We start from the raw sequence: 18145 nt of genomic DNA on the forward strand, positions 1-18145 counted from the left end.
TGTGCTACGCTACCCATCTCTATAGATACGTCCACCCGCACTTGGGGCACTTCGTCTGTGACTGCATGACCTCTCCACAGGCAAGACATCGGTCGAGTTCGTCACTTTGTTCGTCTGATTCCAACTCATCCAGTTCGTTGACCGACTGAGATTCTTCTCCATTCTTCTCGGCTGGCGACGCCGGAGATAATTCCTTGGCCTGGTTCCGTGTGGCTCGTAGCCCAACAAGCCCACCCAATCCACTACCCAATGCGCCAGCGCACATCGCACTAATCACGACCCAAAGCGCATCCCCCTCGAATGCGCGACTCGGACCGAGGAGGAAAAGGAGCGGCAATGCCGATAGGATGGCTCCGGCTACGGCGCTCGTGATAGGGTGCGCCAAACTTCCTGCAAAGGCGCCCAAAAAGCCGCCGACAATCGTGATCGGTATACTCAGGATGACACCGTACGCAACACTTAATTCCGAAGGAGAGAACGACGACTCCAACAGCATCAGCAACCAAAACACGCCGAGTTGGCTTACAGCACAAGCAACCCCGCCTACGTAGGAGCCACTCCACGGTTTCACGGACGAGTCGGAACGCTGATCGTCAGATGCCTCTTCAAGATCCGTATACCTGGACGCAATCAGCGCATATGAAGGATTCCGAGGGTCGATAATTAAGGTGACTTCTTCCCCATCATCGAGAGAGTCGTCTCTCCAAATCGTATTCTTGTTGCGGTAGGTTCTTCCATCGTATTCGTATTCAAAGTCGTACTTCTTTGGATCACTGCCAACAAGACGCTGTTTCAATTCCGACACGTCGACGGTGATCACGCGTCCCTTGACCTGGTTACCGATGGCGATCACGCGTTTGATTCGGGAGACTCTTCTTAAGAAGAACCCTACCCACACCAACGTCAGGAGACTGCCGATGCCGATCATCTTTAAGTTCGTGGTGGAGGAATACTCCGTCGGCTGCCGGTAGCCAATTTCGCCAAAAATATTGCCATAGACGACCGTAAACCACCACAATCCCAAGAACCCCAGCAAGATGGGATAGCCTGGCTCACTTAGCAGGATTCGCAGGGTTGAAGTTTTTCGGTTCAACGATCTTGCCTTGCTTGTGGAAACACTACGGGACGCAGGGCCTTGGGATCTTTCGTGTGCCACTGGGCCGATCAACCTCGCGCGGCGATCGGGGCCGAGGCCAATTCCCGGGGATGAGGATCTACCGCGCGGGCTGGTAGCGAAGTCAGCACGACGCAAATGGTCTCGGTGGCAGGGTCAGCCCAGGCCAACGTTCCGGTCGAGCCGGTATGGCCGAACGTTTCTTCTGAACAGCCGTCGCCTCCCAGTTGCGCGCCCACGTCAAACCCAATGCCGCGCGGCTTGATGCCGGCCGGGTTCTGGTTCGAGCGCACCATCCTGGCGGTCTCTGGCTTGAGTACCGTTCCATTCAGAAAAAGGTACTCCGCCAGGAACTTCGCCACGTCAGGTGCCGAGCAATGGGTCGTTCCCCAAGGGGCACCCAGCTTGCGCCAGTAGAGGCTGTTCCAATCCCAGTTCTTGGCCGTCGGATCGCCGCTGCCTGCCTCCGGTGCGGCGAACTCGGTTTGGGCAGGCACCATGTCGTCGAGCGAGAATCGCCCCAGCCCTTGAGCCGAGTGTTCCATTTTCAGCGGCTTAAACACGGTCTCTTGAACCAGCGAAAGGATATCCTGGCCGGTCAGCAGCTCCGCGACGTGGGTCGCCAGCAGAATGCCCATGCTTGAGTATTGGTAGCGGGAGCCTGGCTTGAACGAAAGGGGCGCTTGCTGCGCGGTCTCGACGAACCTGGCAAGCTCCGCGTGGCTGCGACGCAGCTCGGCGTTGTTGGCCAGTTGATCCGGCAGCCCCGAGGTATGCGTCAGGATGTGACGCAGCGTGACGTTCTCTTTCCCTTGGCCGGTGAATTTCGGCAGGTACTTGCGCAACTTGTCGTCGAGCTTGAATTCATTTTGATCGTACAGCCGCATCAGCGCGGTGACGCAAATCGGCTTCGAGATCGATCCTAGCAGGAACATCGAATCGGTCGTCGTGCCATCGCCATACGCGCGTGTTACGGCGTTTCCCTTTTTCAGGACATGCAGCGTCGCCGACTTCACCTGACCACTGGCGGTTGCCTGCTGTAGTACCTTGTCCGCTTGATCCAAACCACTGGGCTGGTCCGCCGCGCAGACTCGTGTGCTTAATCCCACGGCAAGACTCCCTAAAAGAAAGTGACGACGATACATAAGGCAGGCCCTTTTAAAAGGGAACAGGAGAGACCGGAATCGGTCGAAAGGGGAGGGGACAGGCAAGTTCTACCATCCCAATAGCCGGGCTGCAATTCAGTAGAGTGCTATTCGGGGAGACTCAAGTCGCCAAGACATCCGCCTCTATTTCCTTTCGTTTAAATGCTTAGCTCAAACGCGCCATACGCTCGATACAGCACGAAGAACCAAGCGATTGATGCAAAGAAGTCGATAAGAAGAAGAATCGAAAGAACCAGCAGAACAAAACCGTAGCGAGTTCCACAATAAATCGACCAGCAAGCGATCACGAACGACACGATTCCGAGAGCGGCCATGATCGACCTGATGACTACCGCGGCAAGCAAATACCAAGACTGAACATCTTCAACGGAAACCTTGTCGGCGTTGCTTTCTAAGAATTGATCTCGGATGGAACCAAGCGGAGAACACAGCGGAATAAGCAGTGCCACGGAGGCTACGAACAGGAATGCTCTGCAGAGCTGACCACTACTTTTTGCTTCGCCCTCGGTGTGGCTTATAGTGTTGAAAGGATAGATAGATCTCTCCTTCACGGGTAGATAACTCGGAGAAGAACGAGGGACTGGAAGGTCTTTTGGATCTTCAGTATCACTTGGGGGAGAATGAACCTTACCCGACTTCTACAGAACCTTCGCCACTACAAACGTAAGATCATCATCCTGCGAGCCAGCTCCGCGGTACCCCACCAGTGCCTGGCGGATGATTTGGCTGATTTCTTCGGAGGTCTTCTCGGCATTGTCGCGGATCAACTCTTGCAGGCGTTCTTTGCCGAACTGCTCGCCTGCTTCGTTCATCGTTTCTTCCAGGCCGTCGGTGGTGGCCAGAATGACGGTGCCGGCGTGGATATTGGGCTGCCAGTATTCGGCGTACTCTTCTCCCTCCATCAGCCCCAGCGGCAAGCCGCCGCCGTCGAGTTCCGGGAACCGACCGTCCTTGGGGGTATAGATGATCGGAGGCCCGTGTCCGGCCGATGCCCAGCGGATGGTATCCTTCTTCGCCGAAAGGGTAAGCAACAGCATCGTCATAAAACGCTCGCCGTTGGTATCGATCACCAGCATCTCGTTCAGGTGATTTAGGAAGTCAGCCAGTGAGCCTGGCACCGCGCAGCGGCTTCGCAAAATGCCGCGGGCCGTGGCCATCAGCAGGGCCGCGGCCACGCCGTGTCCCATCACGTCGCCGATCACCAGCACGGCGGTATCTTCGTCGGTCCCGCCGACGTCGAGGAAGTCGTAATAGTCGCCGCCGGTCTCATCGCAGTACGTGCTGTGGCCGGCAATGTCGAGCCCTTTGATCTGCGGCGACTCCGAAGGCAACAAGTTTCGCTGCACTTCCATGGCGAGCGAAAGAGACTTTTGCATGCGGAGGCGATCTTGCAGACCCTCGGCCATCTTGTTGATCTCGGCAGCCAGGTGCGTGTACTCCGGGGCGTGCTGAATATCGAGCCGCGTCTCCAGGTCGCCTTGGCCGATACGCCGGACCGAATCCCCGATGTTCGTCAACGGCCGAACCAGCCACTGGGCCGCGATCAGCCCCAGGCCGACCGCCAACACGACGGCCACCAGGCTGATGATCCAGCTACGGGCAAACTCGGCGTTGATGTCCCCCACAAAGTCGTCTTCCGGCACGATGGTCAGCAGTTGCCAATCAAGACCGACCTCGCGACCTACCTGCGACGCATGCAAGTAGAAAACCTCGCCGTCGACATTGATATTGGTGCTGACATCGTACTGCGAGTCCTGACTTTCCAGGAAACGGGCCGCGGCCTGAATCTTGGGATTGTCCGACTCGGTGGCAGGCAGTTGATTTCCTTCGAGCGAAATGATCTTCGTTCCGTCGGAAGTGGCCAGCAGCTTGCGGTCCGAGGTAAGCATGAAGGCCATCCCGGTCTTACCGATCTTCAACTCGCCCAGGTAACGGGAGAGATCATTCAGCGAGTAATCGGCATCGACGATCCCCATCAACGAGCGATCGGCATGGTAGAGGGGAATCCCGTACGAAATGCCCAGCGTTGTTTCGACATCGCTGCCGCCACCGACCCATACATACGGATCACTCCAGGTCGGCCGCTTCGCGTCACGCGGCGTTTCGAACCAGGGACGCGTTTGCAGGCGAAACTCAAACTGGTTGCGCGTGTCTTGCAGGACCTCGCCGTCGCTGTTGAGCTGCCACTCTTCCATCAGTTCGGAAGACGAGTCGCTCTTGATCGCCCAGTACGTGCTTCCGTCGGCGTAACGGCTAACCCAAACGGTTCGCCCGTCGGCACCACCCCACGAAACCGCGCTGAGCATATCGAATGTCTTCGACTCGTGCACAAAGGTAGGTCGCCACGCGGCAAGGTCATCCAGCGGCAGGGCCTTCGAGGTGACCAGGTGCTTATTGACCTGGCAAACCTGAACCGGAATCGAAAGTACGTCGGCGATCTTGTCCGACGTCGTACGATGGATCTCGTCGATGCTTTGCTCGGCCAGCTGCGTGACAGCCTTTTGCGATTGGCGATTCCACGTCATCGACAACCACACCCCGACAATCAGCACGGGGATGCCGAACAGCAGCGGAGCGAGAACTCGAATAGGAAGACGTTTAACAGACAAGATCTCTATTCCATCAGAGGAAGTAAAGCAGCGAACCGCAGCTTTCATGATAACGCATCCGATGGGCCCACGCGCCACCTGTCAGCATACGTACCGAAAGTCGATGTAAAAGAAGGGGAGGGGGCGACCACGGATGTTCACAAATTGGCAAATGCCAGCGTTCGCAGCTGGCGAAACCCTCACCCTAGCCCTCTTCCTGCGAAGGAGAGGGAATAAGAGAAGTGAATTACTCGACTTTGTTTACATCACCGCGAAGTAGTTATCGACCGCGCCGTCGAAGTGTTCCCTGGTTAGTTCCAGCGGGGCATTCTCGTAGAGACACATATTGCGAACCTGCATCAGAAGGTCGCGCGGCTGGCAACAGCGGAACGGACGATTGACCTTTTTGTAGTGCGTTTCGATCAAGTAATCGATTGCCGGCTCGTTGATGGTGAAGCCCATCAGCGGACACATGATGTCGAACAACTGGCGGAACTCTTGTTCCGTCGGGTCGATCACTTCGATCTTGTACGGAATACGACGCAGAAACGCGTCGTCGCACAGGTCGCGTGGTTCAAGGTTGGTCGAGAACACAATCAGCTGATCGAACGGCACTTGAATCTTCTTACCGCCCCGCATGTTCAAAAAGTCGTATCGCTTTTCCAGGGGCACGATCCAGCGGTTGAGTAGCTCGTCGGTGCTCATACGTTGACGACCAAAGTCGTCGATCACCAGCGTGCCGCAGTTGCTTTTGAGCTGCAACGGAGCTTCGCTGACACCGGTCGCTTGAATGGTGCTGATTTCCAGGTTGTCCATGGTGAGTTCACCACCGACGATAATCGTGGGACGCTTGATCCGCACCCAGCGGCGATCGATACGATGCTGCTGCATGATGCCTGGCCCATCTTCCAGCGGCACTTCGTCATGCACGGCCGGATCGAACACGCGGAGGATCTCGCCATCGATCCCGATCGCGCGAGGAACCCAGATGTACTTACCAAACGCACGAGTAACGCGTTCGGCAATACTCGTCTTACCGTTACCCGGGGCACCGAACAGGAACAGACCGCGACCACTGTTAATCGCCGGACCAAGCCGACGGAACATGGCCTTGTTGATCAACAGATCCTCAAAGGCGGTCTCGAGCGCTTCAACACTGGGGGACTGGCCTTCCAGCGACTGGGCACGGACACTGGCCACATAATCGTTGAGCGAGACCGGGGCCGAGCCGTAGTAAGTGCAATGTTCGTTGTAACGACGAGCCCGTTCGCGACCGAGATCGGTCAGAAAGTAAACGTAGTCGCCGGCTTGAGCGGTGTCTTTGTAGACGACCAATTGGTCGTACTTCATCTTTCGCAGCGATTCGTCCATCAGCAAAAACGGAATGGACAGCTGGCCGGCGATCACGCGACCTGATGCTTCACCGGCGGTCAGCAGGTACTTCAGGCACAGCGCTTCGACGTCGGTTGCGGTTAGATGCGCTTCGCGGAGCGACTCGGGCTCGCGCGGGTAGAACGGCATGTCGCCATCCTCTTGCAGTTCGAACGAACTCTCTTTCGACGTTTCAGCATCCTGGGCAGCTTCGGCGAACGCACCTTCGTCGTCCGAACCCTGGGTGGTCATGCTGTTGATTCGAGAGATCATCTCTTCGAGAGACTTATCACTGGAATCTTGCAGGTCTTCCTCAGGCGAAGCGGCTTCTACCAATTGCCAGGGATCAACGTCCCCGGATTCTGCCGCATCGTTACCAGCCAGTTGGGACAACAGATCTTTGAGCGGGTCGGACATAGGTAACTTCTTCGTCGCGCGAGCACTGCCAGAGAGGTAGGGAAAAGACGTTCGAGAAAAGCCTAGGTCACGTACGGAAAGAATCAACTTCCTTTGTCGTCAAGGTCCGTCCAGACCTCATAATCCCACCTACGGTTACCGTTTTGCCGCAGATCGGTGTTCAAAGACCCCCAAAACGCCACAAAGTTCCCTGGAAGACAACGCCCCGACGTTTCGCTAAAATTGTGAGCATCTACCGATATGCCTCTATAGATACGCTTTAGAAAGAACGAGTACGATGACCGCAAAGTTCGATCCGTTCGGCGCTCGCGACGTGTTTTCTACCTCGGAAGGGGACCTGGGGATCTACCGGATTCGCAAGCTTCAGGAAGCCGGCCTGGGAGACATTGATAAGCTTCCTTTCTCGATCCGCGTTCTACTGGAATCCGTGCTGCGTAATTGCGACGGCTATATCGTCTCGGAAGACGACGTGAAGACGCTGGCCGGTTGGAAGGCTGAGAGCCCAGCTCCGAGCGAAATCCCGTTTATGCCAGCTCGCGTGGTCCTGCAGGACTTCACCGGCGTGCCGTGCGTGGTCGATCTGGCCGCCATGCGAAGCGCCATGCAACGTCTGGGCGGCGACCCTGCCAAAATCAATCCCCTCATTCCGGTCGACCTGGTGATCGACCACTCGGTGCAGGTCGATAAGTTCGGCACCGAGCAGGCCCTCGACGAGAACGTGGCCCTCGAATTCAAGCGAAACAAAGAACGCTACGAATTTCTGCGTTGGGGTCAGAAGTCGCTGAAGAACTTCCAAGCCATTCCACCGAACGTCGGGATCGTCCACCAGGTGAACCTCGAGTACCTGGCAAAGGGCGTCTTCGTTCGTGAAGACGAAAAGGGTAAGGTCTGCCTGCCAGACTCGCTGGTGGGTACCGATAGCCATACCACCATGATCAACGGCCTGGGCGTTGTTGGTTGGGGTGTGGGTGGTATCGAGGCCGAAGCGGTCATGCTGGGTCAGCCGATCTACATGCTCACGCCGCAGGTGGTTGGCTTCGAGCTGACCGGCAAGCTCGGCCCTGGCGTCACCGCGACCGACATGGTGCTGACCATTACCGAGATCCTGCGTAAGCAAGGGGTCGTCGGTAAGTTCGTCGAATTCTTCGGTCCTGGCGTCTCGCACATGAGCCTGGCCGACCGAGCGACCATCGCTAATATGGCTCCTGAATATGGTGCCACAATGGGCTTCTTCCCGGTCGACTCCGAAACGCTGAACTACATGCGTCGTACCGGCCGTACCGATGCCGAAGTCGAACGCGTGGAACGTTACACGAAGGAACAAGGCCTGTTCCGTACCGACGACATGACGCCTAGCTACACGTCGCTGGTTCGCCTGGACCTGTCGACCGTCGAGCCATCGCTGGCCGGTCCGAAGCGTCCGCAAGACCGCGTGCCGCTGGCGAGCATGCAGTCCGAATTCAAGAAGTCGCTGGTCACTTCCCCCAACGAACGTGGTTTCGGCCTCGGCGAAGGGGACCTGGCTCGCACGGCCACTGTCGAAGACAACGGCAAGTCGGCCGACATCGGTCACGGTGCCGTCGTCATTGCGGCCATCACCAGTTGCACCAACACCAGCAACCCTAGCGTGATGCTGGCCGCTGGCCTCTTGGCGAAGAAGGCCGTCGAAAAGGGTCTGGCGGTTAAGCCATACGTGAAGACCAGCCTCGCGCCTGGTTCCCGCGTGGTGACCGACTACCTGAACAAAGCCGAACTGATGGACGACCTCGAGAAGCTCGGCTTCAACCTGGTTGGCTACGGCTGCACCACGTGCATCGGTAACAGCGGTCCGCTGCCGGAACCGGTTGCCGCTGCCGTCACCAAGGGCTCGCTCGTGGCTTCCGCCGTGCTCAGCGGTAACCGTAACTTCGAAGGTCGTGTGAACCCGCACGTCAAAGCGAACTACCTGGCCAGCCCACCGCTGGTCGTGGCGTACGCGTTGGCCGGCACGGTCGACATCGACCTGGACAACGACCCGATCGGCACCACCGCCGACGGAGAAGCGGTCTACCTGAAGGACATCTGGCCATCCAACGAAGAGATTGCCGAAACGGTCGAAAAGGCGATCACGCCAGAGATGTTCCGCGAACGTTACAACAGCGCTTACGAGTCGAATCCAAACTGGAACGCGATCAGCGTGGCCGACTCGGAACTGTACACGTGGGACGGCAGCAGCACCTACATTCAAGAGCCACCTTTCCTGGACGACGTCAAGGAATCGGTCGACCCAATCGAGTCGATCACCGGTGCTCGCGTGTTGGCGCTCTTGGGTGATTCGGTCACGACCGACCACATCTCGCCTGCAGGTGCAATCGCCAAGGACAGCCCAGCTGGCAAGTACCTGATGGAAAATGGCGTCGACCCGGTCGACTTCAACAGCTATGGTTCCCGCCGTGGTAACGACCGCGTTATGCATCGTGGTACGTTCGCCAACATTCGTATCCGTAACCGCCTGACTCCTGAAAAGGAAGGTGGCTGGACGAAGTGCTTCAAGACCGGTGAAACGATGCCGATCTTCGATGCTGCCGAGATCTACAAGGAAGATGCCACGCCGCTGGTAGTGATCGCCGGTAAAGAATACGGCACCGGCAGCTCGCGTGACTGGGCCGCCAAGGGCACGTTCATGCTGGGCGTCAAAGCGGTCATCGCTTCCAGCTTCGAACGTATCCACCGCAGCAACCTGATCGGGATGGGCGTGTTGCCGCTGGAATTCCCCAACGACGCTTCGTGGGAATCGCTCGGCCTGACCGGCGAAGAGACCTACGACATTTACCTGCCGGAAGATCTCAAGCCGCTGCAGAAGGTCACCGTTTCGGCCAAGAGCGCTGACGGCGAAGTCACCACCTTCGACGCCACGGTCCGCATCGACACGCCAGTGGAACTCGATTACTACCGCAACGGTGGTATCCTCCAAACGGTGCTGTTGAAGCTGCTGCAGGAATCGAAGTAAAGCCGAGTTGTCTCGGACGAAATAAGTTCACGCCCTGGAAGAACGCTTCCAGGGCGTTTTCTTTTCTTGCCGATGCAGGGGCTATCCGCGCTCGATCAACCTGGTTCCGCGCATATCTGTATACACGACGATCAAATTCTCTTCTCTTCGTGCTACTGGGGCTTCTTTCTCATCCGTTCTTCTGGAAAACAGCCAGCCGGAAGATTATCGTGATACCAATTCATCCCTAAGTCTTGGCTGCCTGAATTGTCGAGCGACCATTCCCCACCAGGGCAGCGTTCCTTCTGCCAAAGGAAACCTCATGCGACGTGTTGTTTGTACTCTTGCCCTTCTGCTTGTCGCCGCCGCTGGTGCGACTTCTCAGGCCGAAACGATCGAGACCGACGTTTGCGTTTACACCGCAACCCCGTCCGGTATCCTGGCGGCCATCGCGGTGAAGAAGGCCGGCAAAGACGTCGTGATCGTCGAGCCAGGCCGCTGGGTTGGTGGCATGCTTGGGGCAGGCCTCAAGCCGATGCAGGACTGCCCGAACTACAACGCCACCGGCGGCATGACCAAACCGCTGCTGAAAAGCTTGGGACATGGACCTGGCATCCCCGATGGCATGGTGATCGTCCCGGCCATTCGCCAGGACTTTCAGCATCTATTGGACGAGCACGAGATTAAGGTTATCCACGAACACCGCGTCGCCTCGTGCACAACAAGCGATTCCGCAATTCAGTCTGCTACGTTCGACCTGGCGCCTTTCGATAAGCTGGGCTGCCCACCGGTCGAGCCAACCAAGCCAGGCAACCTGCAGGTCAGCGCCCAGATCTTCATCGATGCCAGCTACGAAGGGGATCTCCTCGCGGCGGCTGGGTGCTCGTATCGCACCGGCCGTGAGTCGGTTGAGCAGTTCGACGAAGAGGCCGCTGGCGTGCGGGTGCCGGTCGTGAAGACGCCCATCGATCCCTACGTGACGCCAGGTGATCCCAACAGTGGCCTATTGAATTTGCTGCAAGTCGATCATGGCAAACCGGTCGGCTCGGCAGACGAGTACACCCAGGCCTACAACTACCGCTACTACACGACCAACAAACCCGAGCATCGCCTGCCGATCGAAGCCCCGGAAGGGTACTCAGCCCAAGACTACGAACTGGTCGGGCGTTACGTCGCCTACCTGACCGAAACGATCGAAGACCAGGAAGCCCTTCGCAAGAAGCTGATTGGAATCTGTCCTGGGTGGAAGAACTCTGGCGAATGGAACTACCAGCGTGACTCGCTGATCACCATGGCTCCGCTGGGCATCAGCCAAGACTATGCCAGCGGCGATGCCGCCACCAAGGCCCGCGTCTGGAAGGCCCATCAGAATTACCTGCGTGGGCTGTACCAGTTCATGCGAACCGACGAGCGCATTCCCGATTGGTACCGAGAAGAAGTCGGTCAGCTCGGTCTCGATGGTCGCTATCATGAAGAGACCGGCGGCTGGCCGCATCAACTCTACATTCGCGTCTCGCGCCGCCTGAAAGCGGAATACACGATCACCGCCCACGATGTCTACAACCGCACCCAGGTAGACGTACCGGTGGGCCTCGCCCAGTACGGGATCGACACTTATCCCTCGCGGCGGATCGTGATTCAGGAAGAGGGCAAGACCTTGGTCGCCAACGAAGGAAACATGTTCGTCGGCGGCAACCGCGGCCCGACCAACGTTCCCTACGCCGTCCCTTATGCAGCGATCACGCCCAAACAGGCCGAGTGCACGAACCTGCTGGTGCCGGTTTGCTTTTCCGCAACCCACTTAGGCTACGCATCGGCACGCATGGAGCCGGTCTTCATGATCTGCGGCGAGTCCGCCGGTATCGCCGCCGTGCAGGCCATCGAGGAGAACGTCCCTGTCCAGGACATCAACAAGCCGAAGTACTTGGCCGCCTTGGAAAGGGCAGGGCAGAAGCTTACCTGGGACCCAGCCGTCGACACCCCAACCCGCCCGGCCGCGAACCGGCTCGACTACGCCCGCCTCTTGAAAGAGTGCGACGAGAACAACGACAAGCTGGTCAGCCAGGCCGAATGGAACGCCGGCAAGAGCGGCTGGGAGTTCCTCTTCCTGTTCATCGACAACGACAAGAACGGGCAGATCGACGAGAAGGAATACGACCAGTTCCAGCAGTTCAAGAAACAGCACCCCGACTGGGCCGAGCGGGTCCGAAAGTCGTAGCATCTACCTTGTCTCCGGGTCTGTTAACGAGACGAAGACACTGTGTCACTTGTTCGCAACCCCTCTGATCGAGGCGGGCTAAGACATCCGCACGGTACAGGAACTCCTTGGTCACAGAGACGTTCGCACGACAATGATCTACACACACGTCTTGAACCGAGGCGGCCGTGGCGTCCGCAGCCCGGCTGACGGTCTGACTCGTGGTCACGGTGAGTGATATGATGAAACATCCTATCACGCAGCGAACGTCTTGAAAAAGATGCAACCACCGAGTACGAATAGACTTGCAACGATTGGCGTCCCGCAAGTTAGGCTGACAAGGTTGCAGCCTACACGTGATACGCTGATCATCCTATAAACAAGTTATGCCGTAACTATCGATGCCGCTATGAGCACTCCCTCGAAGAATTACTCCGGCACGTGGACGACTAATTACCCAAGCGGGCGCGTTGCGGAGGAAACAGAGTATCGACGAGGGAAGTGGCACGGATCTCGGATCACACGATATGACAACTCCGAAAACTCGCTGAAGGCCGAAGAGTATTGGAACAGCAATAAGCGAAGCGGTGATTGGAAGACTTGGTTCGAAACACCGCCCAACCAACTCCGCTCCACAGCATCATGGAAAAACGGTTTGCCCAATGGCACAACCACTCACTGGCACGCAAACGGCAAGAAGAAAAGTGAATGCCAGTATTCGAACGGGATCCATGTCGGTGATCACCAGCATTGGAATGATGCAGGGCTGATCATAAAGATTGAGCACTGGCAGTCTGGCAACATCACATCCGTAGAGCACTTCCAGAACGAAGAGGTCACTCAAGTCGACATTTACAAGCACAACGAAGTCGTAAAGGTCCAACACTTGAAAGATGGAGTCGTGTGTCAAGAGGAAGATCCGCGGCAACGAGATGAACTGGCGTGCCAACTGACAATTGTCGGTGTCTATCCGGTGGTCCCAACGGCGGAGTCCATCGCACAGGCAGCCCAATACCACAAGTATGAGCACCTTCTTGACGCGAATGGATCGTTCCAAGAACCCATCGTATGGGCCAATAACAATGATCTATGTTTGGTCGAAGTTCAGATCGACGGCGATTTTTCGCCAAGGGCTTTGATCCGTTCAATCGGTGCAAATGATCAAGCGCCGTATCTGGAGTTTTACATTGATGCGGCTGGCACAACGCTCATTTCAGAGTCTGTGGCGGTCTCGACACCGAAACGCCGCGTCTGTTTTTTCCTTCACTTCTTGGCGGACAACGTAGTCATCAAGTCAGGAAACGATTCGTTGAATACTCCCGCTCGTGGTCCGGTTCCCGAGCGTCTAGCTTCGTTCGTACATTATGTGCCTGTAGACTGATGGTGCCGTGCACCCAATTCACGGCATAACTAGTGGCTGAACCGGAGCGGCCGGTCCGGCGGAGTCAAGTGGAAAGCTGATCGGCGGCCGCCCGGTTAGCCTGATCGTTATCCCACATAGGAGCTGCCGCCATCACCATCGTCTACGTTGACATGGACGACGTCTTGTGTGCTTACACACCCGCACATTCCCGTGCGCTAGACGATCAGCCCGGCGTTCAATTCCCGCAGTCCGTACCGGGGTTCTTCCGATCACTCGCTCCTATTGATGGCGCGATTGCTTCACTAAACGAACTGCGTGACCTGTTTGACGTTTACGTTCTAACTGCACCTTCCACACGCAATCCGCATTCATACTCTGAAAAACGTATCTGGATCGAAGAGCACTTTGACTACCCGTTCACCAAGAAACTGATTCTTTGTCCAAACAAGGGCTTACTCAAGGGTGACTACCTGGTTGACGACCACGTCACGGGCAAAGGCCAGGATGCGTTCGAAGGAACGTTGATAGAATTTGGTTCGAACGATTTCCCTGATTGGCATGCCGTTTTGACATTCCTAAAGAAGCGTGGGATAACCAACGGATGAACCGGAGTCCTCGCGTTCATCTTGGGCAGTAGTTGCCTTTCCCCTCGGACCCGGTGATTGCGGGACTTTAGGCGGTCACGTGGAATCTGAGGAAATCATTAAGGAATGGATTAGCAGCGATCCTATTCGCATGCGCGCTCTTCGCCTGGCATCAGAATTAAATCTTTCTGACTGGTGCATCGCGGCAGGCTTCGTTGGAAATCTTGTATGGGACAAGCTTCATAAAAAAGAAACATCGACACCGCTCAATGATTTCGATCTTATCTATTTCGATCCACAAAATATTGCGTCAATGAACGATAGGCAGCTCGAGCTGCGACTCAAGAATCTGACGAACCAGCCTTGGTCCGTTAAAAATCAGGCACGCATGCACATTCGAAACAAAGATAGACCCTATACGTCTACCAGCAATGCGATGAGTTACTGGGTCGAAATAGAAACTGCCGTCGGAGTAAAATTGTCCGAAACAGGCGAAATTGAGTTAGTCGCACCATTCGGAATTGAAAACTTGTTTCGAAACACAATCACAATCAATCGAAAGAGAATAAAACCTGCCGACTTCTATAAAAGAATCGAAAGCAAGAATTGGTTAACCCAATGGCCAAAATTGAAAGTGATCGCCTAACAAGCCCATGCAGTCGGACCAAATTGCCGGCTGCTCCGTCAATATGGCCGCTGATGCGGGGCGTTAGGCCACTCGAAAACCCTTTCTGTACCACCGGACACTTGATGTGCGGCCCTGAACGGTCGGCGCTCGTAGCGTGTCGTATCACAATTCTCCATTCATATGAGGCGGTCAAGCAATGTTAACCTTACGTGTCGTCGTGCTGTGTCTTACGCTCTGTGTGGTCCTGAAGTGTCAATCACAGGTGCTAGCCGCGAACCCCCGCGCGGAAGCGGCGGAGGCCGCATACAAGAAGGCGATAGACGACGCTCGGAATATCTACATTGGTGAACTCGACGCGGCCATCAAGGAGGAAGGGGCTGACGGAAACCTTGAAGAAGCCAACAAGTTGGCGGACATGAAGGAATCGCTTCTACTGGAAGCGAAGCTCGGGGACAGCGATCCTGCATTCGTAACGTCAAAGCGACTCGAGAACACAAGGTGGGGCACCCGAGCGAACCCCAAGGGTTTCATCAAGTTCCTTTCCAACAACAAGACACAGAATCACCTGAAAACTGGGGGAGTGTGGATCGCCTCCGACGAATCTACCGTGATCACTCAGAGCCGGAACAGTGGTCATATTTACTTGTTTCAATTCTCGAAGGACCTCAAGACGGCAACAGTGCATCGATTCGAGAACGCGAAGCAACCGGAGGCATATTTCAGAAAGTAAAATGCTAAGGGAACGCGAGGTGGTGGCCGAACGAGTCGTCGAACGGGAACAGGGATGGCGACGGGCGATCTCTTGAACTCTTCGAGGCATCACCCACCGCAATCCCGCCCCGTTAACTCAGTCAATATGCCATGAATAATCCAGTGCATCGACAACGTCTCAACGATGCGTTTTGCTCTACGAATCCGTCAGATGAGCTTTTCCATTTGGCAATTTCATTGCGGGACGAAGGAGTCCAGCAGATCACGCTCTATTCGTTGTTCTCAAGCCTTCAGGTCGCGACCCCAGGAGACGATCCTCGATATGATGCGATCGTGGATACGATGGACTTGATTTATGGGGGACCTTGGGCGAAGGGCAACGCTCTTTTCCCGACGGAGCTTACGGATGACCAAATCCGCGAGCTTAGGAAAGAGGCATGACAAGGCGTCGTACACGGAACCGCGGTCCGCGCGGGTTCTGAAATTAAAGTCGTTCGCCGCGCCCCAAGAGCGTTAGACAGGAGCCGCCTATCACGCACGAACAAGCGTGACAATTGAGCAACCTACAGCTAGAATTCGACGTAGGAGAATCAACTGCCTGCGTGCTAGGCCGCACATTTGCAGCCTACAGGTAATAGGCAGAAACTTTCTATGAACAAGTTAGCAATCAGCACCATCGCCTATGTCTACTAAATCAGCCGCCACAATTCTCATCGTCCTGTCCTGTTTCACGGTCGTGAATGCTGTCGCAGCGCAAGACAAGGCAACAACCATCGGATTGATAGGTGACTCCACCGTTGCGACGACCTATGGATGGGGCCCTGCCTTTGCGGAGAGATTCAACGACTCTGTGACGGTGCTGAACTATGCGAAGAACGGGGCGACGCTGGATTCTCTTTCCGGGAAACTGGACCGGCTCATCGAGCAGAAGCCAGACTATGTGCTGATTCAATTCGGGCACAACGACATGAAACGATACGACGCCGAAGCCTACGGCACAAAACTCACCGACTATATCCAGCGAGTTACACGCGGTGGCAGCCAAGCCATTGTTCTCAGTTCCGTAACCCGTCGAACCTTCAATGAGGACGGTAAGATCGTGCCTCGGATTGTCAACGGGAACCGGACCTTGCCTGAATTTGCTCAAGTGGCGAAGGCCGTTGCTCATGAAAACAAGGTCCCGTTCATCGATCTGAATGCGATCAGCATCGAGCACCACAACAAAATTGGCCCGGCAGCGAGTGCGGCTTACAACTTCAACGAAACCGATAGAACTCATTTCAGCAAGAAAGGAGCCGCCGCGACTGCTGATCTGATCCTGTCGGAACTCACGACTGTCGTCCCCGAGTTCTCAAACTATCTCAAGTGACTGCTAACCACGCCGTGAATCCAGCGACAACGGAACTCCACGCGTAGCGTGACCGCCCTGTTACACCAAACGCTGTCTTGCCAAGCAATTGGCTGATCGTATTGAGTCCCGCCCTTAAACAGCGTAAGGAGGGCGTGACATTGGCCGTCCTTAGCTCCAAACGTCCAACTAGATCAAGGTTGGGGTGATGGTCAAATTCACCAAAGACTAAATTGCCGAACGGACGCGGCTGGAGGGGACAGGTCAGAAGACGATGATGTTATTGGGGTGCGGTTTCTTGTTATTTATTACTTCGGTCACGATCGTCCACATCAAAGCAGGAACACGAACGCAGGCACGAATTCTCAGTGAGTTCTTGAAACGTTTGTGAAACGGCATCAGAAATAGAAGATCGTATTCTTACCAATGAAGTATTTCCCGCGGAACCTAAAACGATGCGAAAGTACAATGGTTGATTAACGGTTAAGAGTCGATCCAAAGATGGAGTCTTGATCCATGTTGCCGCCACCCGTCGAAGGCCTTATCACACTATTCGTGATGATCGGCATCGCCTCTATCTACGCAGTTGTCGTCGTTATTTTCCTTCTCAATAGTTGCTACGCGTGGTGGGTGTCGTCACCCATGTCGGCAGTTTGGCTGGTCCGATTGGTCTGGTGTTTGGAATCACTTTTCTTTGCCATCATTGGCAGTGGCATTGCTACGCTACCACTCATAATGCATCACGTACCTCACAACTTGTTTTATGTCCCCGCCGGATGTGCTGTGGGTGGAGTGTTTGGTTTTCTGGTGGGACGAGTTGATTGCCGAGGCGGCATACCAGGTGGAACGGCACTAGGCACAATTGCTGGTGCGATTGTTGGTTACCTCATCCTTCTGACGATAGTTTGGCTCGGGTGGATTCTTGGGCAAGACTGGACTCCGATTCCAATGGTCGTGTTTGTTCCAATCGCAAGCACACCAGTTATTGGCAGTATAACGATGTTCCTTCTCTCGGTACGAAGAAGCATTCATGAATGAGTAACCTTCGGACCAATTCCTCGCGACATACCCTAACAAATGAATGCATTCTTTAATTGATAGTTTCCAGAAACCTTCCACCTGCCCCCACGAATGAAAACCGTTTTAAGTGATAGTTTTCAAAGATTCCCCTGGAAGAATCGCCTCCGGTGCTCAAGAGACAGGTGGTTAACGATAGAGACCGCATTGCACTGGCGAGACGCCCGTGGCACACGGAAGTCGGATCATTCACCAGCGCACCCGGCCGTATAATCGGTAACTCCCACATTCATTTGTTCGGCGTTCTCACGAAATAGCATGACAGGCAGACCCAATAAACCGAATTCTGACGAAAACTCTCTTCGCGCTGAATTGCCCGCCGAGTGGGAAGCTTTGATGGCAGGCGATGGATCGCGGATTATTTCTTCCGCTCGCGTAGTCCGCATCGCAGACGGTGCCGCTTGGTTTGATATCGGGTCCAAGTTTGCGTCCCCCATTCCTCTGACCGATTGGGACGGTGGCGATCCGCCAAAAGTCGGCGACGAATACCCCATCATGATCGACGATGATTGTGACGTCGCGGATCGCCCACTGAAGATTATTCGCCGTAGAGTTTGCATGCCAATCATGGGCGATTTGGAAAAGACTTTTGCCAGTCTTTCCGTTGGACAAC

14 protein-coding genes are annotated in these 18145 nt (G+C 55.6%); 9 read left to right on the forward strand and 5 right to left on the reverse strand.

Annotated features, from left to right (window positions below; translation table 11 throughout):
• Positions 1 to 19: 19 nt before the first annotated feature.
• The 5 genes from PSR63_RS27345 to PSR63_RS27365 all read right to left on the reverse strand — a co-directional run bounded on the left by PSR63_RS27345 (position 20) and on the right by PSR63_RS27365 (position 6656).
• Complete coding sequence (locus PSR63_RS27345; protein ID WP_274329367.1) at positions 20 to 1093, reverse strand: DUF3592 domain-containing protein; 1074 nt, start codon at positions 1091 to 1093, stop codon at positions 20 to 22.
• 71 nt (positions 1094 to 1164) lie between these two features.
• Positions 1165 to 2223 carry a serine hydrolase domain-containing protein gene (locus PSR63_RS27350; RefSeq protein ID WP_274329369.1) on the reverse strand — a complete coding sequence of 353 codons (1059 nt, stop codon included), beginning with the start codon at positions 2221 to 2223 and terminating at the stop codon, positions 1165 to 1167.
• Positions 2224 to 2417: 194 nt separating this feature from the next.
• Positions 2418 to 2831: a hypothetical protein gene (locus PSR63_RS27355; RefSeq protein WP_274329371.1), complete on the reverse strand. Its 414-nt coding sequence runs from the start codon at positions 2829 to 2831 to the stop codon at positions 2418 to 2420.
• 87 nt (positions 2832 to 2918) lie between these two features.
• Entirely contained in the window at positions 2919 to 4889 is a 1971-nt protein-coding gene (locus PSR63_RS27360) for a SpoIIE family protein phosphatase (RefSeq protein ID WP_274329373.1), read from the reverse strand.
• 240 nt (positions 4890 to 5129) lie between these two features.
• The gene (locus tag PSR63_RS27365; protein WP_274329375.1) at positions 5130 to 6656 is read right to left on the reverse strand and encodes an AAA family ATPase; all 1527 of its coding nucleotides are present in this window, start codon (positions 6654 to 6656) and stop codon (positions 5130 to 5132) included.
• Between the two features lie 277 nt (positions 6657 to 6933).
• Between PSR63_RS27365 and acnA the strand changes: the two genes are divergently transcribed.
• The 9 genes from acnA to PSR63_RS27410 all read left to right on the forward strand — a co-directional run bounded on the left by acnA (position 6934) and on the right by PSR63_RS27410 (position 17493).
• On the forward strand, positions 6934 to 9645 hold the full coding sequence (acnA, locus tag PSR63_RS27370; protein WP_274329377.1) for an aconitate hydratase AcnA: 2712 nt from the start codon (positions 6934 to 6936) through the stop codon (positions 9643 to 9645).
• A gap of 301 nt (positions 9646 to 9946) precedes the next feature.
• The gene (locus PSR63_RS27375) at positions 9947 to 11842 is read left to right on the forward strand and encodes an FAD-dependent oxidoreductase (protein ID WP_274329379.1); all 1896 of its coding nucleotides are present in this window, start codon (positions 9947 to 9949) and stop codon (positions 11840 to 11842) included.
• Positions 11843 to 11927: 85 nt separating this feature from the next.
• Entirely contained in the window at positions 11928 to 12059 is a 132-nt protein-coding gene (locus PSR63_RS27380) for a hypothetical protein (RefSeq protein WP_443111109.1), read from the forward strand.
• A gap of 171 nt (positions 12060 to 12230) precedes the next feature.
• Entirely contained in the window at positions 12231 to 13202 is a 972-nt protein-coding gene (locus tag PSR63_RS27385) for a toxin-antitoxin system YwqK family antitoxin (protein ID WP_274329380.1), read from the forward strand.
• Positions 13203 to 13354: 152 nt separating this feature from the next.
• Entirely contained in the window at positions 13355 to 13789 is a 435-nt protein-coding gene (locus PSR63_RS27390; protein ID WP_274329381.1) for a 5' nucleotidase, NT5C type, read from the forward strand.
• 79 nt (positions 13790 to 13868) lie between these two features.
• On the forward strand, positions 13869 to 14414 hold the full coding sequence (locus PSR63_RS27395) for a nucleotidyltransferase family protein (protein WP_274329383.1): 546 nt from the start codon (positions 13869 to 13871) through the stop codon (positions 14412 to 14414).
• A gap of 178 nt (positions 14415 to 14592) precedes the next feature.
• Positions 14593 to 15126 (forward strand): hypothetical protein, encoded by a 534-nt coding sequence (locus tag PSR63_RS27400; RefSeq protein WP_274329384.1) that lies wholly within the window; start codon positions 14593 to 14595, stop codon positions 15124 to 15126.
• A 663-nt stretch (positions 15127 to 15789) separates the two neighbouring features.
• Positions 15790 to 16476 (forward strand): rhamnogalacturonan acetylesterase, encoded by a 687-nt coding sequence (locus PSR63_RS27405; RefSeq protein WP_274329386.1) that lies wholly within the window; start codon positions 15790 to 15792, stop codon positions 16474 to 16476.
• 495 nt (positions 16477 to 16971) lie between these two features.
• Entirely contained in the window at positions 16972 to 17493 is a 522-nt protein-coding gene (locus tag PSR63_RS27410) for a hypothetical protein (RefSeq protein ID WP_274329388.1), read from the forward strand.
• The last annotated feature ends 652 nt before the right edge of the window (positions 17494 to 18145 follow it).

The sequence above is a fragment of the Bremerella sp. P1 genome (genome assembly GCF_028748185.1).
In the GTDB taxonomy this organism is placed as follows: domain Bacteria; phylum Planctomycetota; class Planctomycetia; order Pirellulales; family Pirellulaceae; genus Bremerella.